General features: G+C 72.1%; 11 protein-coding genes. 4 read left to right on the top strand and 7 right to left on the bottom strand.

What is annotated here, in order from left to right:
• Window positions 1-21 precede the first annotated feature (21 nt).
• Entirely contained in the window at window positions 22-1,008 is a 987-nt protein-coding gene (locus tag ACH4S9_RS18015) for a WD40 repeat domain-containing protein (RefSeq protein ID WP_398372829.1), read from the top strand.
• A gap of 84 nt (window positions 1,009-1,092) precedes the next feature.
• Here the strand turns inward: ACH4S9_RS18015 and ACH4S9_RS18010 are convergent, their stop codons facing one another.
• From ACH4S9_RS18010 to ACH4S9_RS17995, 4 genes are all read right to left on the bottom strand, one after another.
• Window positions 1,093-1,944: a phosphotransferase enzyme family protein gene (locus ACH4S9_RS18010; protein WP_398372827.1), complete on the bottom strand. Its 852-nt coding sequence runs from the start codon at window positions 1,942-1,944 to the stop codon at window positions 1,093-1,095.
• Window positions 1,945-2,033: 89 nt separating this feature from the next.
• On the bottom strand, window positions 2,034-6,875 hold the full coding sequence (locus ACH4S9_RS18005) for a DNA repair ATPase (protein ID WP_398372825.1): 4,842 nt from the start codon (window positions 6,873-6,875) through the stop codon (window positions 2,034-2,036).
• Window positions 6,876-6,950: 75 nt separating this feature from the next.
• Entirely contained in the window at window positions 6,951-8,984 is a 2,034-nt protein-coding gene (locus tag ACH4S9_RS18000; protein ID WP_398372823.1) for a flotillin family protein, read from the bottom strand.
• Window positions 8,985-9,474: 490 nt separating this feature from the next.
• Window positions 9,475-12,606, bottom strand: a complete 3,132-nt coding sequence (locus ACH4S9_RS17995; protein ID WP_398372821.1) for a discoidin domain-containing protein — start codon at window positions 12,604-12,606, stop codon at window positions 9,475-9,477.
• Window positions 12,607-12,904: 298 nt separating this feature from the next.
• Here ACH4S9_RS17995 and ACH4S9_RS17990 point away from each other — a divergent pair, with 298 nt between their 5' ends.
• From ACH4S9_RS17990 to ACH4S9_RS17980, 3 genes are all read left to right on the top strand, one after another.
• Window positions 12,905-13,183, top strand: a complete 279-nt coding sequence (locus ACH4S9_RS17990) for a polyprenyl synthetase (protein ID WP_398372819.1) — start codon at window positions 12,905-12,907, stop codon at window positions 13,181-13,183.
• Entirely contained in the window at window positions 13,173-14,228 is a 1,056-nt protein-coding gene (locus ACH4S9_RS17985; RefSeq protein WP_398372817.1) for a polyprenyl synthetase family protein, read from the top strand. Before ACH4S9_RS17990 ends, ACH4S9_RS17985 begins: the two co-directional genes overlap by 11 nt.
• A gap of 95 nt (window positions 14,229-14,323) precedes the next feature.
• Window positions 14,324-15,484: an oxygenase MpaB family protein gene (locus tag ACH4S9_RS17980; RefSeq protein WP_398372815.1), complete on the top strand. Its 1,161-nt coding sequence runs from the start codon at window positions 14,324-14,326 to the stop codon at window positions 15,482-15,484.
• A gap of 28 nt (window positions 15,485-15,512) precedes the next feature.
• Here ACH4S9_RS17980 and ACH4S9_RS17975 read toward each other — a convergent pair whose 3' ends face one another.
• The 3 genes from ACH4S9_RS17975 to ACH4S9_RS17965 form a co-directional block, all read right to left on the bottom strand.
• A complete protein-coding gene (locus ACH4S9_RS17975; protein WP_311721685.1) occupies window positions 15,513-16,211 on the bottom strand; it encodes an FCD domain-containing protein in 699 nt (232 codons plus the stop codon).
• Between the two features lie 51 nt (window positions 16,212-16,262).
• Window positions 16,263-16,883 carry a bifunctional 4-hydroxy-2-oxoglutarate aldolase/2-dehydro-3-deoxy-phosphogluconate aldolase gene (locus tag ACH4S9_RS17970; RefSeq protein ID WP_311721684.1) on the bottom strand — a complete coding sequence of 207 codons (621 nt, stop codon included), beginning with the start codon at window positions 16,881-16,883 and terminating at the stop codon, window positions 16,263-16,265.
• Between the two features lie 61 nt (window positions 16,884-16,944).
• Entirely contained in the window at window positions 16,945-17,961 is a 1,017-nt protein-coding gene (locus tag ACH4S9_RS17965) for a sugar kinase (protein WP_398372812.1), read from the bottom strand.
• Window positions 17,962-17,972: the final 11 nt, after the last annotated feature.

Here is a 17,972-nt window from a genome sequence, read left to right as displayed (position 1 = left end):
CGCGCCGAATATTCTGCCGGGGTGTCTGACGAACGTTTGATTCTGAGCAGCGTGGCGCCCGGCGGCCCGATCCACGGCCTTGCCGTCGTCGATGTGGACGGGGAGCCGTTGGTGGTGTGCACCGGCTTCCACAAGCTGTGGAGCTGGGCTCCGCTGCGGGACGAATGGCTGGAGCGGCCCTTGGCGTCCCCCTTCGCCGAGGGCCCGCTCGGCGCCGAGCACCCGGATGCCGTGAACGATATCGACTCGGTGGCCGCGGCCGTCTTCGACGGGCGCGTGGTGCTGGCCGCCGGGGGTGATGAGCAGGGAGCGGCCATCTGGGACCTGTCCAGCGGCGAGTTGCTGCGTGGGACGGCCGACAACGGGCCCTATATCTCGTCCATCGCCGCAGTGAAGAACGAGGGACCACCGCTGTTCGTGGCAAGCAGTGGGGTCCACTGGGACGGAGCCGAGGTGTGGGGGCCCGGCGAGGAGCCGTCGATCGAGCTGGAGGCCGGATCCGTCTGGGGTCTCGCCACCGCGCGGATCGACGGCCGCTCGCTGGTCGCCGGTGGCGGGGAAGAGGGGGTGACGGTGTGGGATGTCGCGAACGGCGAGGAGCTCGCGTCGTTCTCCGTGCACGACGGGGAAGTCACATACGCTGTCGGTTTTTCCCAGCTCGACGACCGTCCTGTCGTCGTGGCGGGCACGGACTCCGGAAAGGTGTACGTGTTCGACCTGTCCGGGAGCGAAGACGGGGACCCGATCCACGAACCGGCTGCCGGTCATGAGGGCAGGATCAACGCCTTGGACGTCGCCATGGTCGGCGACCGGGCGGTCGCGGTGACCGGCGGCGAGGACGGGACGGTGCGGATCTGGGACCTCGTCGGCGGTCGACCAGTCGGGCCGCCTCTGACCGGCCACGATGCGCGTGTTGAAGCCGTGGCGGTCACCACGATGCGGGATCGCCCGGTCGCCCTGACCGCCGGTCGGGACGGCGTCATACGTGTCTGGGACCTCACTCTCTGACAATCCCGTGGGCACGGCGGCATGGTTTCGGACCCTCGCCCGGTCGGCACCCGCACAGCCGGCTACGACCTCGAGGGTCCGCGATCAGCCCTGGGCATCCAGGCCGTTGCGATCGAGTGCCGCTCGGATCTGGCCGAGCCACTCCGTGCCCAGCCGACGCCCGTTGGGGAATTCGTCGTCTCGATCCCAGCGCCACGTTGTGATCATCGCCAGCACCAGGATCCGGCACTCGCGCAGCAAGTCCCGATTGACACCCGGATAGTGCTCGCTGACTTCTTCGGGCGCATGGGCGAGGTCGAATTCGACGGGCCCACGGCAACACGTCTCGAAGTCTATGAACAGCAGCCCGTTCTTCGTGGTGAGCAGGTTGCCCGGGTGCGGCTCGCCGTGCAGCAGCTGCTCGGCGACGCCGCGCTCGCCGATCACTCGTCTCAGGTTTCGTAACGTGTCGCCGAGCAGCTCCCGGTCCGCGTCGGCGAGCGCCGGAGTGAGGTCGCGGTTCGCCACGAGTTGTTGAGCCTGCTCGACTCGATCCGTGAATCGCGGCGTCGGGACATCGAGCTTGCGCATGCCGGCATGCAGCCGCTCGAGCGCATGGGCGAAGTCGGCTGGTGAGACCTCTCGAGGTGTCACGGGTTCGTAGTAGGTCCATAGCGTGACCGCGAAACCGTCACGCTCATAGACGCGTGGCTCCACTCGAGGGTCGAGAGCAGCCACGGGGCACCCGGATGCGGCGAGCCGCTGAGCAAGGTCGACTTCGAACTGTGCGACCTGATGCGCTATTGGTGCCACCCGGGCCAGGACGTCACAAGGCAGCAGACGCAGACTGAGCTTGTTCGAGTTATGAAGAACGATCGCGTCGTCGGCTGTCAGGCCACGTGATGAGGCGATCGACATGGCCGCGGCCACCGCACGCGAGACCTCTGACGCCTGCATCGTCGCCTGGCCCCTCTCCCTTGAGCGCTGCCATGTCTCTCCAAGCGGTGCGACCTGCGCACCATACCAACCATGCGCCCGGGGCGGGCTTACGGCTGCTCCGCGGCCCGGATGATGGCGGACTCGACGGCTGCCACCCGGTCGGCGAGCAGGCCGAGTGCGGCGACGGCCCGGGTGAGGGGGTCCTCCTCGGGGCCGCCGAGGGCCTGCGTGCGGACGTACGCGGCCTTCAGCTCGGCCCAGCGCTCCGCCTGGGCGGGGGTCGGCCTGCCGCTCAGCTCGGCCAGTTTCAGCAGGTTGGCCTCGGCTCCGCTGGTCAAGGTCTGGGCCTCTGCGGTGAAGTGGTCGTCGAGGACGGCGGCGAGTTCGGCCTCGTTCATGACGGGCCGGAGACGTTGGGCGATTTTGTTCATGGTGCGGTAGGAGCCCTGGAGCCGGAAGGGCGGCTCGGTGCGGGTGGTGTCGGACTGCGCCGCGGAGGCGATGTAGGCGGCGTTGACCGCGAGAACGGTCTCGCGCGCGGTGAGCAGATGGCGCAGGACGGCCACGATCTGGTCCGCCTCGGCCGGGGCGTAGGGGTGCGTGAGCTGGTCCGCGCGGGCGGTGGGGTCGTCGGCCGCGAGCCGCAGGAACACGTCGAGGTCGTGGCGGTCACGTCCGGCGAGCGGGGCCAGCACCGGGTTCGAGGTGAGCGCGTTCTCCAGAAAGCTGAGGGCGAAGACCTCCCGCTTACCGGTGAGGACGTCGCCGAGGTTCCAGACATCGGCGCGGTTGGCGAGCATGTCGGGCACGCGGAAGCGGGCGCCGGACTCGGTGTAGGGGTTGCCGGCCATGCACACGGCGAAGCGCTTGCCGCGCAGGTCGTAGGTGCGCGGCTCGCCGTCCCACACACCGTCGACACGGCGGGTGGCATCGCACAGCGGGATGAACTTCTGGAGCAGTTCCGGTGAGGTGTGCTGGATGTCGTCGAGGTACAGGAGGGTGTTGTTGCCCGCCGCGAGCGCGAAGTTGATCTTCTCGATCTCCCGCCGGGCGGTGGCGTTCGGGGCCTCGGCCGGGTCGAGCGAGGTGACGGCCTGGCCGAGCGCCGGGCCGCTGACCCTCACCAGCATCAGGCCCAGACGGTCGGCGACGTATTCCAGCAGCGTCGTCTTGCCGTAGCCGGGCGGGGAGACGAGCAGGAGCAGGCCCCCGGTATCGGTGCGCTTCGTCTCGCCTGTGGTGCCGAGCTGCCGCGCAAAGCTGTCGCCGATGAGCGGCAGGTACACCTCGTCGATGAGCCGGTTGCGCACGAAGGCCGCCATGGAGCGCGGGCGGTGGTCGTCCAGGCGCAGACGGGTCCGTTCGGCGGCCACCAGGGCGGTGCGCCGGCGCTGGTAGCCGCGGAAGGCGGGGACGTCCTGGTCGGCGAAGCGCCGCGTGCGGGCGCGGAACTCGTCGATCCGGAGGAGCATGCGGCGGCCCGTGATGCGCGGGTGCGTGCCGAGCAGGCCCTCGACGGCCGTCTCCAGCACCGCGTCGGACGTGTGGCGGCTCAGCTCCGGGCACAGCTCGGCGGCCACCGCCTCCGCCAGGTCGCCGGCGGTGATCTCCGTGCCGGTGGCGGAGGCGTACGCCGACAGCCAGGCCGCGGCCAGTTGGCGGCGCGCGGCCAGGTCGTCGAGGGCGGCGAGGTCCTCGGCGTAGCCCGGGTCGCCCACCGTTCGGTGGAACTTGTCCAGCAGGGTGCGGGTGGCGGCGCTGATGGTGAAGCCGTCGGGGCCGGTCGTCAGCTCTTCGAAGAGGTACCCGGCGGACGCCGTGGGATCCGCGTCGGGGGACCAGGCGCCGATGGCCCGCGCCAGCTCCTCCTCCAGTTCGGCGATCGCGGGCGTCAGGCCGAACGTGTCCCGGGCCCGGGCCAGGGAGCTCGCCCGGCGGGCCCATGTGGTCCGTGCCCCGGCCGTCGTGCCGTGTGCCCAGAACAGCTGGGCCGCGGCCCGGGCGGCGGGCTCGTGCCGCAGCGGGCCCGCCTGCTCGTTCAGGGGAAGGAGGGCGGTGAGGATCGCGGTCGCGTCGTGGTCGTGGATGCCGCGCTCGTAGCCCTCGTCATACGCCTCCTCCGCCGCCGTGCGTACCAGCGTGGGGAGGTCGGCCGCCGCGAGGGCGGCCGGCCCGTGCCGGCGCAGCAGTCGGGCGGCGAGGTGTTCGGCGCGGTAGACCCCGGGCGACTCGGACGGCAGGTGCCGGTCCCAGTACGGGCGGCTGGCGGCGAAGTCGGGGTCGGAGACGGGTGAGCGGTAGTCGGTGCCGGTGAGGGCGAAGGCGAGGCCGTCGCCGTGCGGGACAAGGGTGAGGCCTGGGGGCCGGGTGGTGACGGCGAAGCGGTGGGCGCCCAGGCGGAGGGTGCGGCCGCCGTCGGCGAACAGGTCGGCGCGGTCGCGCAGCGCACGGACGGCCTCCTGACGCGCGGCCCGCAGCCGGCCGTCCAGCTCCTCCGCCCGTACCGGGTCGCCGAGTTCCCGCAGTTGGTCGGCCGTGCGGCGGACCTTCGCGACCATCGGGTCCGAGGTGAAGTACGTGCTGACCGCGTCGGCGTCCCCGAGCGTGGCCGCACGGCGGGTGATCGTCTCCAGGACGCGGTCGGCGGATGCCGCGAGCTGTTCGGCGCGGCGCGCGCGGGCGTCCAGGAGGGTCTGCTCGCGGGCGGAGAACGCCTCGTAGATCTCGGTGCGCTGGTCCGCGAGTTCGCCGAGGAAGTCGTCGAACTCCGCGAAGCGGGACTCCAGGTTCTCCAGCTGTGCCAGCACGGAGGCCAGGTGCGCCTCGCACTCCTCCGGAGTACGGGTGGCGGTGAGCGCACCGGCGACCGTCTGGCCGAGCAGCGTGAACTCGGCCGCGAACTCGGCGCGCCCCTCGCTGTCGCGCAGGGCCCGGCGCCGGGCGTCGAGAACGGCGCGGACTCGGTTGACGCCGCCGAACACCTCGGCGGTGCGCTCCAGCACGGACGTCCGTACGGTGGCGTCGCCGGTGTCGAGGCCGGCGACGACCTCGGTGACCGTGCGCAGCGCGTCGGCGAGAGCGTCGAGCCGGGCCGCGACGGGCGCGGCCTCCGCCACGCTGCGGATCGACTCGGCGTCGGCCGCGAGCTGTTCGACGTTCCGGTGGTGCCCGGCGAAGGCGTCCTCGCGGGCCAGAAAAGCGAGGGCACGCTGCCCGAAGGACGCGAGGTCCGCCTCGGCCTCGGCGGCGAGTTCGTCGATGCGGGCGGTGTCCGCGTACCGCATGTCCTTCAGGGTCAGCAGGTGGCCCTGGGCGTGGCGGAGTTCCGTCAGCCCGCTCACCCAGGCGGTGGCCTCGCGAGGAGCCCCGCCGCGCAGCCGCCGCACCACCGTCGCGAGACGGCCGGCGGCCTGGTCGAGCGCCTCGGACGCCTGCCGGGTCAGCGTCGATACGGTCTCGAACTCGGTGAGCACCTGCTCGGCCGTGTCCCGGACCGCGTCCAGGGGGGTGCGCAGGTCGCCGAGTTCGGCCTCGCCCAGCCAGTGATGGGCGTCGGCCGCCCGGACGCAGGCCGCGGCGAGCGCCTCGTACACCTCACTCGTCGGGGTGGTCTCGGCGACCGCGCGGGTGAGGGACAGGCAGGTGGAGATGGCGCGTACGAGGTCGGAGTTGCCGATGCGGGCCAGCGGGCCCTCGCCCAGGGGCTGGGCGGCGGCGTAGGTGTCGGAGGCGTAGGGGGAGGTCCACACCTGAAGGGGGTGTACGCGGGCCGGCTCGGCACCGTCCGCCCGCAGCACCAGCAGGGTGCCGTCGTCGAACAGGGCCCAGCCGTGGCAGGACAGCGGGGCGGCGGCCTCCTTGCGGATGGTGTTGTACGACAGCAGCAGGCTGCGGCCCTCGGCACGCGCGTGGAACGCGTACAGCGTGTCCTCGCCGTACGGCGAACGCACCTCGCCCTCGAACTCGAGGTCCGATGTGTCGAGGTCGAAGGTCTTGTGCTCGCCCGTGGCCAGGCAGTAGCCGCCGGGGAAGACGATGCCCTGATCGTCGGGCAGCCGGCGGCATGCCTGCCCGATGCCGTCGAGGCGGATGACCGTCCTGGTGAGGGTGTTGAAGACCAGGTACCGGTGGGTGTCCTCCTTGTAGGGGCGGATCCTCAGCAGGATCAGCGCCCCGACGCGCGCGTGGGCGATGTCGGCGTCGGCGAGGGACTGGAGCGGCTCGTCCACCGGCTCGCCGAAGAGCTCCTCCCCCGCCTCCGTCCGGACAGCGAGTGCGCCGCCGACGGTGGAGACCAGGATCTCGCCCCGCACCCGGACCGTGGGGTGGCTGCCCAGTACGTGGTCCTCGCGGGTGGCCTCGGTCCACGCGAAGTCGTGGGAGGGCGGGAGCACGTCGTCGTGCTCGCCGCGGGGGTCGAGGAACGACGGCCGCCCGTCGTCGGAGACGGCCCAGCGCAGCACCTTGGTGTCCTCGGCCTTGTCGCCCGTCTGGAACACGGCCAGCAGCCTGTCCCCGAGTCGGCGGAGCCTGAGGAGGCGAGCCTGCCGGTAGTAGCGGTACAGAGCCTTGAACTCCCGCACGAAGGCCGGGTCGTCGAGCAGGCCGGGCACCGCGTCCTCGGGCAGCCGGGTCCGGTCCCGGTCGTACAGGGCGAAGACGTCGCCCACGGCCGTCTCCGTGTGCGGACCGGAGGCGTCGTTGTAGCCGAAGAGCAGTCGGCCGCCGACGGACACGATGTCGCGGGGCACGCTCGCGCGCTCGGTACGCAGCCGCTCGGTTCCGGTCAGTTCGAGCCGGGTGGCGCCGAACTCCGCGATGCGGCGGGCGTTCAGTGCCTCGGCCCGGCGGGCGAGCTCGGCGGCCTGTCCGGCGAGCCGGTCGCGCAGCACCTCGTACGTGCCGACGTCGACGGCGTCGTACGTCTCCGTGTCCAGGCCGGTTGCCATGGATCGCGATCCCTTTCGAAGAGGCGGTGCGGGAGCTGCCGTCCCCAGTGCGGCAGCTCCCTTGACCGCTGGTCATCAGGTCCTGACGGCGCCGTTCAGGGCGGTCAGCGGCAGGTCGGCGAGTCCCAGCTCATCGGCCCGGTCCAGGAGCTGCCGCACCTGGCCCGTGTTCGGGCCACCCGCCTTCACGAGCTTCATCAGCAGCGCGGAGACCGTCAGGTTCCGTACGTCCGCCGTCGAGACCGAGCCGAGGATCCGGCTCAGGTCGTCGGTCAGGCTCGCCGTGCCGTCCAGCCAGGGCTTCGCCAGCGCCTGGGCGGTCTGCGAGTGCTCGAGGAAGCCGTCGACGCCCTTGCCCAGCGAGATCGCCCCGACCAGCCGGTCGAAGAAGACGGACTCCCCGCCGACGATGTCGATGTCGGCGTTCTCCAGCCCCGTCGCGAGGACCGTGGCCTGCGCCTCGGCGATCTGCCGCTGCACCTCGAGACCGGCGAGCCGGATGTCCTTCTCGGCCTCCAGCCGCAGCCGGTACTCCTCGTGGCCGCGGGACGCCTCGTCGAGGGCGGCCATCGCGGCCGCTTTCTCGGTGAGGCCGGCGGCCTCCGCCTTGAGCTTCTCGCCGATGGCCGCCGCCTCCGCGAGCGCCTTCGCCTTGGCGCCCTCCGCCTCGGCGCGCATCCGCGCCCCGGTCGCCTCGGCCTCCGCACGGCCGGCCTTCTCGACGACCTCGGCCTCCTTGTCGCGGACCTGCACGGCCGCCAGGCCCTCGGCCGCGGCCTCGGCCTGGATTCCCTCGGCGACCCGCAGCTTGGCCTGGGCTTCGAGGTCGGACCTCTTCAACCGGGCCTCGGCCAGGGTGAGTTCCTCGGCGGCGCGGTGGACGGCGGCCTGCTCGGCCGCCTCGGCGGCCTTGATGTCCTTGACCAGCCTCTCCTGCGCCTCCGCCTCGGCCGCGATGATCACGGCTTGGCGGTCGCGCTCCGCCTGCTCCACGGCCCGCAGCTTCTTGATGGACTCCTCCTGCTCGGCCACCGTACGGTCCACGGCGACCCGCTCACGGATGACCTCGGCGATGTCCCGCTTGTTCGCCTCGACCTCCTTCTCGGCGGAGATCCGCGTCAGTTCGGTCTCCCGCTCCCGGGCGATGACCTCCAGCAGACGGTCCTTCTCGATGCGCTCGCTCTCGACCGCGATGACCCGCTCGCGGTTCTTCGCGGCGACGGCGACCTCGCGGGCCTGGTTCTCCCGCTGGATCCCCAGCTGTTCCTCCGTGCGGAGGAACGCGCTCTGCGCCCGCAGCCGCTCCTCCTCCACCACCCGCGCCGTCTCGGCCTCCTCCCGGGCCCGTACGGTCTCGATCTCCCGCCGCTGCTTGATCTCGGCGTCGGCCTGGCGGCGCTCCAGCTCCAGGATCGCCTCGCGGGCGTCGACGTTCTGCCGGGTGATCTCCTTCTGCTCGTTGCGCTGGGCCTCGTTGGTACGCACATGCTCGACGGCCGTCAACTCGGTGATCTTGCGAATGCCCTGGGCGTCGAGGACGTTGGCCGGATCGAGCTGGGTGAGCGGCGTCTGCTCCAGGTAGTCGATCGCCGCGTCCTCGAGGTGGTAGCCGTTGAGGTCGACACCGATGACCTCGATGATCCGGTACCGCAGCTCATCGCGCTTGGTGTACAGGTCGGTGAAGTCCAGCTGCTTGCCGACGGTCTTCAGCGCCTCGGAGAACTTCGCGTGGAACAGCTCCTGCAAGGTGTCCCGGTCGCTGGCCCGCGCGGTTCCGACGGCCTGGGCGACCTTGATGACGTCCTCCACGGTCTTGTTGACCTTGACGAAGAACGAGATCCGGATGTCCGCACGGATGTTGTCCTTACAGATCAGCCCCTCCTTACCGGCCCGAGTGATCTCGATCGTCTTCACCGAGATGTCCATCACCTCGGCCTTGTGGAGCACGGGCAGCACGACCTGGCCGGTAAAGGTCACGTCGACCTTGCGCATCTTGGAAACGATCAGCGCCTTGCCCTGCTCCACCTTGCGGAACAGCCGGGAGACGAAGAGCAGTACGACGACAACGAGAATCAGGCAGACGGCGGCGAGCACGCCGATGACATCCATGGCATACGTCCTTGAGGCATAAGGCAGTCGAAGGGGAAAGCGGGGCCGGTCCCGGGCGGAGTCGGGCCGCCGTTCAGGCGGCGCGCACGTGCGCCGCCACGCGGGCGGGCCCGGGTTCGTCGGGCGAGAGACGATGCCGCGGCCGGACGAAGAGTGAGGACGTCCGCCGGGCGAGCCCGGTCGGCGGGGAAGGCCGATCCGCCACGAGCATCAGCATCGTCCGGCCCCCTTCCCGCACCCAGCACCTGTGGATGGCGCGCGGCCTCCGTGGGGCACTCGTCGGCGCACCTGCCGGTGTCCGGCACCGGAACCATTCGCGGCGCTCCCCGGCCGCCATGGTGCACCACCGGGGCCGGCCCGCGCATTGCCGGTTCCCGGCAGTGTTCACCAGGGTCTGCATGCCGGTGAACTGCTAAGAAGCCATCACCGGCGCATCAGGATCGCGGAACCGCACGCTCGTCACCCGCCGATGGGATGACACGCGGAGCGCTCAGCGCACCGTCAGGCGCCGCAGGCGTGACACCGCCGTGTGCGCCGACCCGTCGACCTCGAGGCTGACGTAACGGGCCGTCTCGGAAGCGGTCAGCCGGCGCACGGGGCCCCGGCCGGTGAGGGTTCCGGCGTCCCGGTAGGTGATCCCGTCCATGCTGAAGCCGACCTTCGCGCCCGGCACCGCGGCCGCCGTCCACTCGGTTTCCACCAAGCGGACCGGACTGGCCGCGCCGAGGTCCACGACCATGCGGCCGCGCGTGCCCGGATTCCACGCCGTGAGGGCGTCGCCGTCCACCGCCGCCGCGGGGTCGGACATGCCCTCCGGCAGCGGGCTCGTGGGGAAGACGGTCCTGCCGAGGGCCAGGTCGTCGTGCGGGTGGGCGGCCGCGCCGTCCAGGACGACGGTGATCGTCCGGCCCGCTCTGACGACGGCGACCCTGCTGCGTCCCTGGGCCCGGACGCGCACGGTGCACGAGGCCCCGGACAGGCGCACGGTCGCACCGTCGACGACCTGGACCCGCAGGCCCGACGGCAGCCGTCGGCTCGTGAGGGGGGTGAGCGTGAAGCGCGGGGCCAGCACGACCGCCGTGGCGGCGGGCAGCACGGCCTCGAAGGACGTGCCGCCGGCGGTCAGCCATTGCGTGCCCTCGAAGACCATCGTGTCCGCGCCGGTGCGCGGGATGGTGATCCGCGTCCTGACGGACTCGCCGGAGAAGTTGAACAGGGTCAGGTGCCCGTCCGTCAGCGTCGTGCGTACCTCGGTGGCCTCCGCCGTGGGTGCGGTCCCCCGGGCGGTCGCACGCAGCTTCTCGGCCGAGGTGCCGGGGAAGCCCTCGACGAGGAGAGGTGCCGCCGGGCCGTCGCCGAGGACGATCTTGTCGTCGTAGACGCCGATCGGGTTCCGGCCGTCACGCACCACGAGCCCGGCGCGTCCCTCGACGTCGAGCCAGCCGCCGCGGCTGCTCACCGCCGGCCTCGGCCCGGTCACCAGATCGGTCCAGTCCCGGCCGTCCGTCGAACCCTGAATGCGGTAGGCGCGGCCGGCCGCCGATTCCCAGCGCAGGGTGACCCGGTCGACCCGGCGCTCGGCGCCCAGGTCGACGGCCAGCCAGCTGTCGGCGCGCGGACGGTCGGCCCTCGACACCGCCCAGCGGGTGGCCGCGTCGCCGTCGACCGCGAGCGGCGCGCCCTTCCCGGCGTCGGCCGACGAGGCGGTGGCGGACCCGCCGCGCGCGAGGTCCGCCCCCTGGGCGCCGTCGCGCACCTCGAAGGCGTACAGGGAGTACCCGTAGGCCGGCTCGGGCCGCACGCCGAGCATGCGGACGTGGCGCACCGTCGTGGGGGTGAAGCCGAGGTCGTCGACCCGTCCGGCGGGTGTGTCGGTGGAGGTGTCGCGGGCGCGGACGGTCGCCTCGCCCTCTTCGAAGCGGTAGGTGCGCGTGCCGTCGAGCCCCGGCATGCCGGGCATCGTCAGGTTGTGCACGTCGAGGTGGCCCTCCGCGTCGGCGGTGCCGCTGCTCGCGTAGACGACGGCGCCTGTCGGGAGCGTCGCGAACCCGGCCCAGCCGCCGTCGAGGCGCAGGAGCGTCGCGCTGCCGTCGAAGCCGTCGCGCAGGGACTCGTACACGCGCACGGTACGGCCCTGGACCTTCGCGGCGGTGGCGGGCAGGAACATCGGGGTCGCGCCGCTGAGCCGGAACAGCCAGTCGTCGTGGGCCGGTTGCCAGGCGAACTTCACGAACCCGGGCTTCGTCACGGCACCGGCCCACGCGGCCCGCGACTGGTGCGACACCAGTCCGGGGCCGGGCCCGAAGTCCGTGACACCGGAGGCCCGCGCGAACAGTTCCTCGCGCGACAGCGCCTCGACGGGCCGCCCGGACGCCGCCGCCCAGACGTGCAGCAGGTAGCTGATCGCGATCTCGGCGCGCGCCTCCGGCTCGTACTTCGGCTCCCCCGAGAACTTCGCCATCCGGTGCTCGGGCGGGTACTGCTGGTACGCCTCCAGCCGCGACGCCAGTTCCTGCTCCGCGCGTGCCGCGGCCCGGTCGCGCATCACCTGGGAGAGGAAGGCGAGCGGGATGACGTCCCTGCCGTAGAGGTGCTCGCGGTCGTTGACCATCGGCATCAGCGGTTCGCCCGCGTCGCTCATGACGCCCAGCAGCGTGTGCCACAGCGGCTGGGCGTTCGGCTGCCGTGCGAGAACCTGCGGGAGGGGGCGTCCGGCGGCCAGGAAGTGCGCGGCGTTGCGGCCGGAGGTGCGCCACAGCTCCTCTTGGTAGTGCGGGCCGAAGGAGCCGTGGTTCTCGACGATGAAGGTGTCGTACAGGTTGCGGGCGGTGTTCTCGGAGACGGCGACGCCGTCCACGCGGGCGGGGTTGGCGAGATCGGCGGGCGGCAGCCCCGCCTCGTTGCGCGACCAGATGCCGTACCACGTGGCCCAGTCGGCAGCGCGGCGGTCGTCGTGGGCCCATGCGAGCGCCGGCGCGAGGGTCTGCGCGTACAGGCCCATCTCTTCCAGCTTGGTGTCGCCGACGTGTCCGCCGCTCAGGCCGTTCGGCGTCCAGCCGCCCGAGGCGGGGTCGTCACCGCTGCCCAACGACACGGTGTAGGCGGCCTGTTCGCGGACGATGGTCTCGACGTTCTGCCGCGTCGCGGTGTCGAGGTCCTTCCACAGCAGCCGGGCGGCGAGGACGAAGTACGACTGGAAGGTGGTGTCGAAGAACAGCGTGCGACCCCACTCGTTGCCGCCGGTGAGCCGGTTCGACGCGGCGAAGTGACGGATAGTGGCGAGCGTGCGCCGCGCGAGGGTCTCCCGGTCGGTGCCCGCGCGCGCCGCGTCGTAGGTGCCGTGGGTGAGCAGGACCGCGTTGCCGAGGACCACGGCGAACCCGAAGTCCTTGGCCCGGTAGTGGCCCTGGGCCTCGTCCCACTGAGTCTCGGACCACCGGGTGTGATCCAGGAGCACCCGCAGGTAGGTGGCCGCGACGGCGTCGGGCGGTGTGTCCGCGCGGCCGTGCGCCGCGTGGGCGCTCGCGGCTCCGGTGAGCGGGGGCAGGGCGGCCAGCGCGCCCGTGAGACCGGCGAGGTGCAGGAAGCGGCGGCGGTCGAGGGGCTGGGATGGGTGCGACACGGAGCGATACCTCACAGACTGGACAACGTTGTCAGAGGAGGGGTGCCGCACATTCTTCGACGGTCCCGGTCTGCGCGTCAACGGGTGTGACGTCAGCTGCCGTAACAACAAAAGGGGGAGTCGGCGTAGGACCCAGGCCAAGCGAGCCCTCCGTACCGAGCCCGCGGCGTCGATCCGCACAGCCGACCGACTGATCCCTCGATCGTGAGTTCTTCCGCTCTGGCGCCCGGTCCGGCGCGATGCTCGGAGGGCGGTGCGTGACCGATGCCGCCCGGCTGTGTGGTGGGTGGGGGGAAACATGACGCGAGAAGTGGGACGGCGCGACGGCTTGGATGAGCAGGTGGTGCTGCTCGTGGCTGGGCTGGCCGATCTCGCGGTGGGCACCCTGGGTTCGGCCCTGGGGGCGGTGCGGGGGCTGCTGCGCCGCTCGGACACTGCGGAACTCGCGGTGGACGCTGAGCACGAGCTGATGGCTCGAGGGCGTCTGGTGCTGGACCGGTACGCGGCCGTGCCCCCGGCCCACCTGGAGGTCCTCGCCCGGCACGCCCGGGCCCGAAGGGCTGCCGATGAGGTCTGACCGGTGGGAGCCGGCCGCGTTCAAGACCCGCGTCGACGACGTGGTGCGCCGGTTCGTCGCCCAGGAGGCTGACCAGTTCGCGGCGGTCGATCCGCTCCTCACCCCGGTGGCCGCGCAGGTGGAGGCGGCGGCCGCGGACGGCAAACGGCTGCGGGCCGCGTTCTGCTACTGGGGGTGGCGCGCGGTGGGGCAGCCGGACAGCGACGCGCTGGTGCGGGCGGCGGCGTCGATGGAGCTGGTGCACGCTGCCGCCGTCGTGCACGACGACCTCATCGACGACAGCCCGCTACGGCACGGGCGCCCTACCGCGCACGTCGCCCTGCGCGGTGCGGTGCGCCGTCGCCCGCGCGCCGACGCCGCCGCGAGGTCACTGGCGATGCTGGTGGGGGACCTGCTGATGGCGCTGGCCGGGCAGTTGTTCGCCGGCAGCGGTCTGCCCGTCGCCTATCTCGCCCGCGCCCGTCCGCTGTGGTCGGTGATGGCCCGGGAGCTGATCGCCGGCGAGTGCCTGGAGATCCTGCGCACCGGGACCGGTCCGGACACCACCGCGTCGCTGAAGGTGATCCGTTACAAGACCGCCAAGTACACCGTGGAGCAGCCCCTGTTGATCGGTGGCGCCCTGGCCGGGGCCGGCGCGCGGCTGCGCGAGGGCTACTCCGCGTACGGACTGCCCCTGGGCGAGGCGTTCCAGCTGCGCGACGACCTGCTTGGCCTGTTCGGAGACCCGGAACGCACCGGCAAGGCCAACGCCGACGACGTGCGAGGCCACAGGCCCACGGCCCTGCTGGCAGAGACCTGGCGCCTGGCCGGCGACGACGACCGCGAGCGGCTGCGCGCCCTGCTGGGCCGGCGCCGCCCGGACGCGGATGCTCTGGACGCGGTCCGCGAGGTGATGCACCGGCTGACGGCACCCGACCGCATCGAGGACATGATCAGCGCACGGGTCGAGGAGGCACTTGGCGCTCTCCACGAACTGGATGTACCGCCGCACGCAGCCGCCGCCCTGACCGCGCTGGCGCAGTCGGCGGCGGACCGCCTGTCCTGAACCTTTGCCCCCAGGTGGCACGGCCCGTGCCATCCCCGCCCGCCGACCTCTCCCGCCGCCCGTGGACGATCCCGTGGAAGACAAGGAGCCCCGCCATGACCTGCACCGAGGCATCGATGGACGCCCTGCGGCAGGCCGGTGACGAACTCGCCGACGCCACCGTCGCCGCCCTCTTCGAACGCGGCCAGGTGGGCACGTTCAACACCCTGATGCGCTACGTCTCCACCGCCGGCGCTCCCCTGCCGGACGGTCTGCCCGACGTCGCGCACGAGTACCTCGAAGCCACCCGCCTACCGCCGGGCTGGGTCGACTGGGGCGAGATGGAAAAGGCCCGCCTGTTCTTCATCGACAACAACGTGCACATCTCCACCGCGCTGTCCTTCGCCTCCATGCCCGCCTGCTATGTCGTCCCGCATCTGGCGAGGCTGCTGTCGGCCGCCCACGGGCTGAAGTACCCCTCCAAACGCATGGCGGAGACCGGCCAGTTCACCGTCTACCTGATGCAGCCGGACGCCTTCGAAGCCGGCGGCCGCTTCATCCCCGCTGCCCAGAAGGTCCGCCTTCTGCACGCCTCCATCCGCCACCACCTCAAGCGCGAGAACCGGTGGGACACCCCCGCCCTGGGGACGCCCATCTGCCAGGAGGACATGATCGGCGGGCAGATGTTCTTCTCTCTGCTCGTCCTGGACAGCCTGCACCGCCTCGGCATCCATATGTCACAGGAAGGCGCGGAGGCCTACTACTACGCCTGGCGCGTGGTCGGCGCCATGCTCGGCGTCGACCAGGACGCCGTCCCCAAAACCCTGGAGGAGGCCCGCCGGTTCCTCGACCTGTACATGATCCGGCACATGGGGCCCTCCGAGGAGGGCGCGCATCTGACCCGGCAGCTCATCGACCTCTACGAGGAGGTGGTGCCCGGCACCCTTTTCGACCCGATCGTCTCCGCCCTCATCCGCTACCTCATCGGCGACACCTGCGCCGACTGGCTTCACGTCCCGCACACCCCATGGGACACCGTCGTCAAGGCCGTACCCCACCTCCTCGGCATCCTGGAGACCATCGAGGACCGCTCCCCGCTCGGCGCGTGGGCCCTTGACCGCCTCGGCCACCTCACCACCGTCTTCGAACTGTCCTCCCTCACCCGGGGCCGCGTCATGCACTACGCCATCCCCGAACAGCTCAAAAAGTACTACGACGTCCCGAGCACGGTGCCCCGCACCCGCCGATGGACCCCACCGACCACCACGGTCTCTTGATCACCCAGCGCTCGACCCTGACTCCCCCTCAGACGTCGAGCAGGCCCTCGACCTCGCTGTGGGCGGTGTCCACGATGGACCGTACACAGGCCGCGGCCTCCGCCGGGCGCCGCTCGACGACGGCCTGGGCGACTTCCTGGTGGCGCCGGACCGCCGCCTCGTCGACCCGCTCCGGCATCAGGCTCAGCTCGCGGCGGGCCGTCAGCAACTCCTCCGTGACCTCGGCGAGCTGGGCGAACATTCCGTTGCCCGACGCGGTGAGCAGCGCCCGGTGGAACGCGGCGTCCGCCGCGACGAACCCGGCCGTGTCCGCCTCGGCGGCCGCGGTCGCCATCGCCCGGGCGTGCGCCACGAGCGCCTCGCAGGTTTCGTCGTCGCCCGAGGCCGCGGCGAGCGCGGCCGCGGAGGGCTCGACGGCGGCGCGCAGTTCTGCCAGTTCGCGCAGCTGGGCCCCGCGGTGCGGCGAGTTCAGCCGCCAGCGGATGATCTGGGGGTCGTACAGGTTCCACTCGGTCATCGGCCGCACGGTGATGCCGACGCGAGGGCGGGAGGTGACGACCCGCTTGGACTCCAGCACTCGGACCGCTTCCCGGGCGACGGTCCGCGAGACTCCATAGCGCTCCTGGACGTCCTCCAGGCGCAGCACCTCGCCGGCGCGGGTCTCCTCCGCGGCGAGGGACAGGCCGATCTGGTCCACGACCTGTCCGTGCAGCCCCTGTAGTTCCACGCGCTCCGCGTCTCCGTCCTGCTCTTGACCGCCTTCGACCGTCCCGGGGTTTCAGCGGGCCTGTGCGAGTCGGCCGAGGAGCGTGCCAACCCGCTCGCCCGCCGCTTGGGCGCCGCCCGAGGTGAGCGCCGAGCCCATGCCGCAGGCGATGGCCCCGGCCGCGATCCACTCCGGTGCGTTGTCTATTGTCACACCACCAGTCGGGATCACGGGGGCCTGGGGTAGCGCGGCCCGGACGTCGCGCAGCCAGGACGGCGATGCGCCGGAGGCCGGGAAGAGCTTGAGCGCGTCCGCGCCCTCCTCCAGGGCACGGACCATCTCGGTCGGGGTGGCGACTCCGGGGAAGACCGGCACGCCGTAGCGGTGTCCGGTACGGATCACCTCCGGGTGCAGGCTCGGCGACACCAGGAACCGGGCGCCCGCCTCCACCGCGGCCCGCGCGGCGGGGGCGTCGATGACCGTGCCGGCGCCGACCAGCGCGTCCGGCCGCTCCGCGGTCAACTCGGCGACGGCGCTCAGCGCGCGCGGCGTGGTCAGCGCCACCTCCACGGCGTTCAGCCCGGCGTCGAGCACGGCCACGGCCGCGGCCAGGGCCTCGCGCGGCCCGGCCGTCCGGACGATCCCGAACACCCGCTGTGCGGTGACGGCCCGGACGATGTCCCATCGATACATGCGTGCTCCTGGTGCGGTGCGGTGTGTGGTGAGTGCGGTGCGGTGCGGTGAGTGCGGTGCGTCAGCGGTTGACGGTCTCCGCGGCGCCCGTGAACGACGACAGCGCGCGAGCCAGGCCCGGGCGATCGGGCAGGCCGTCGGTGTCGGTGGTGCACTGCACCACGAGCGCGGCGACCGCGGCCGCCGCCGCCAGGCAGCGGTCGTACGGTGTGCCGCTCAGGACCCCGGAGAGAAACCCGGCGGCGAACGCGTCGCCCGCCCCCACCGGGTCGGCGGCCGGTACCCGGAATGCGTCCTGTCGCCACGTGCCGTCCGCCGTACTACAGGTGGCCGACTTGTCGCGGTGCTTCACCACGGACGTAGTGACACCCGCGGCGAGCAGCCCGTGGGCCGTCATGCCCAGCAGTTCCAGCTCGTCCTCGCCGGCCAGAGTGATGTCCGACTGCTCCAGCAGCGGCGCGACGACCGTGCGCCAGCGCTCGGTAGTGCCCAGTTTCAGCCGTATGTTCGGGTCGAACGAGACCGTCGCGCCGGCCGCGCGGGCCAGCTCTAGCAGCCGCAGCGTCGCCGTGTGGGCGGAGTCCGAGAGCATGGGGGTGATGCCCGTGATGTGCACCAGCCGGGCGCCCGCCACCATCTCGGCGGTCAGCTCGTCGGCGGTGAGCCGGGACGCCGCCGAGCCGGCCCGGTGATACTGCACATCGATCGCCCGCGCCGGATGGCTGTCCCTCAGCAGCAGCCCCGTGGGCGCGGAGGGATCCACGACGGCGTACGACGTGTCGATGGCGTCCGCGCGCAGCGCGGCCAGCACGGACCGGCCGGAGGGGTCGTCGCCGACGCGGCCGAGCCAGCGCGTGTGGTGTCCGAGCCTGGCGAGCCCGGTCGCGACGTTGGTCTCCGCGCCCGCCACGGAGCGCCGGAACACCGTCGCCCGCTCCAGCGGCACCCCGGGCTCCGCCACCATCAGGAGCATCGCCTCGCCGCAGGTCACGAACTCGGGCGCCGCCCGCCCTGGGGCAGCACTCCCGCGCTCCGGCGGGAAACGCTCGGCCATGTGTGTCTGTTCTTCGTAGGACATGCGTACTCCTC

It is taken from the genome of Streptomyces sp. NPDC021225, assembly GCF_044332865.1.
Lineage (GTDB): Bacteria > Actinomycetota > Actinomycetes > Streptomycetales > Streptomycetaceae > Streptomyces.
The sequence above is the reverse complement of the archived record's forward strand: the minus strand, read 5'-3'. Positions and strand labels throughout refer to the sequence as shown.

Bases quoted from the DNA above. Each gene is read 5' to 3' on its own strand.
- ACH4S9_RS17990 (WP_398372819.1), top strand. From the start codon at position 12,905: ATGACGCGAGAAGTGGGACGGCGCGACGGCTTGGATGAGCAGGTGGTG.
- ACH4S9_RS17980 (WP_398372815.1), top strand. From the start codon at position 14,324: ATGACCTGCACCGAGGCATCGATGGACGCCCTGCGGCAGGCCGGTGAC.
- ACH4S9_RS18005 (WP_398372825.1), bottom strand. From the start codon at position 6,875: ATGGCAACCGGCCTGGACACGGAGACGTACGACGCCGTCGACGTCGGC.
- ACH4S9_RS17965 (WP_398372812.1), bottom strand. From the start codon at position 17,961: ATGTCCTACGAAGAACAGACACACATGGCCGAGCGTTTCCCGCCGGAG.
- ACH4S9_RS17985 (WP_398372817.1), top strand. From the start codon at position 13,173: ATGAGGTCTGACCGGTGGGAGCCGGCCGCGTTCAAGACCCGCGTCGAC.
- ACH4S9_RS18010 (WP_398372827.1), bottom strand. From the start codon at position 1,944: ATGCAGGCGTCAGAGGTCTCGCGTGCGGTGGCCGCGGCCATGTCGATC.
- ACH4S9_RS18000 (WP_398372823.1), bottom strand. From the start codon at position 8,984: ATGGATGTCATCGGCGTGCTCGCCGCCGTCTGCCTGATTCTCGTTGTC.
- ACH4S9_RS17970 (WP_311721684.1), bottom strand. From the start codon at position 16,883: ATGTATCGATGGGACATCGTCCGGGCCGTCACCGCACAGCGGGTGTTC.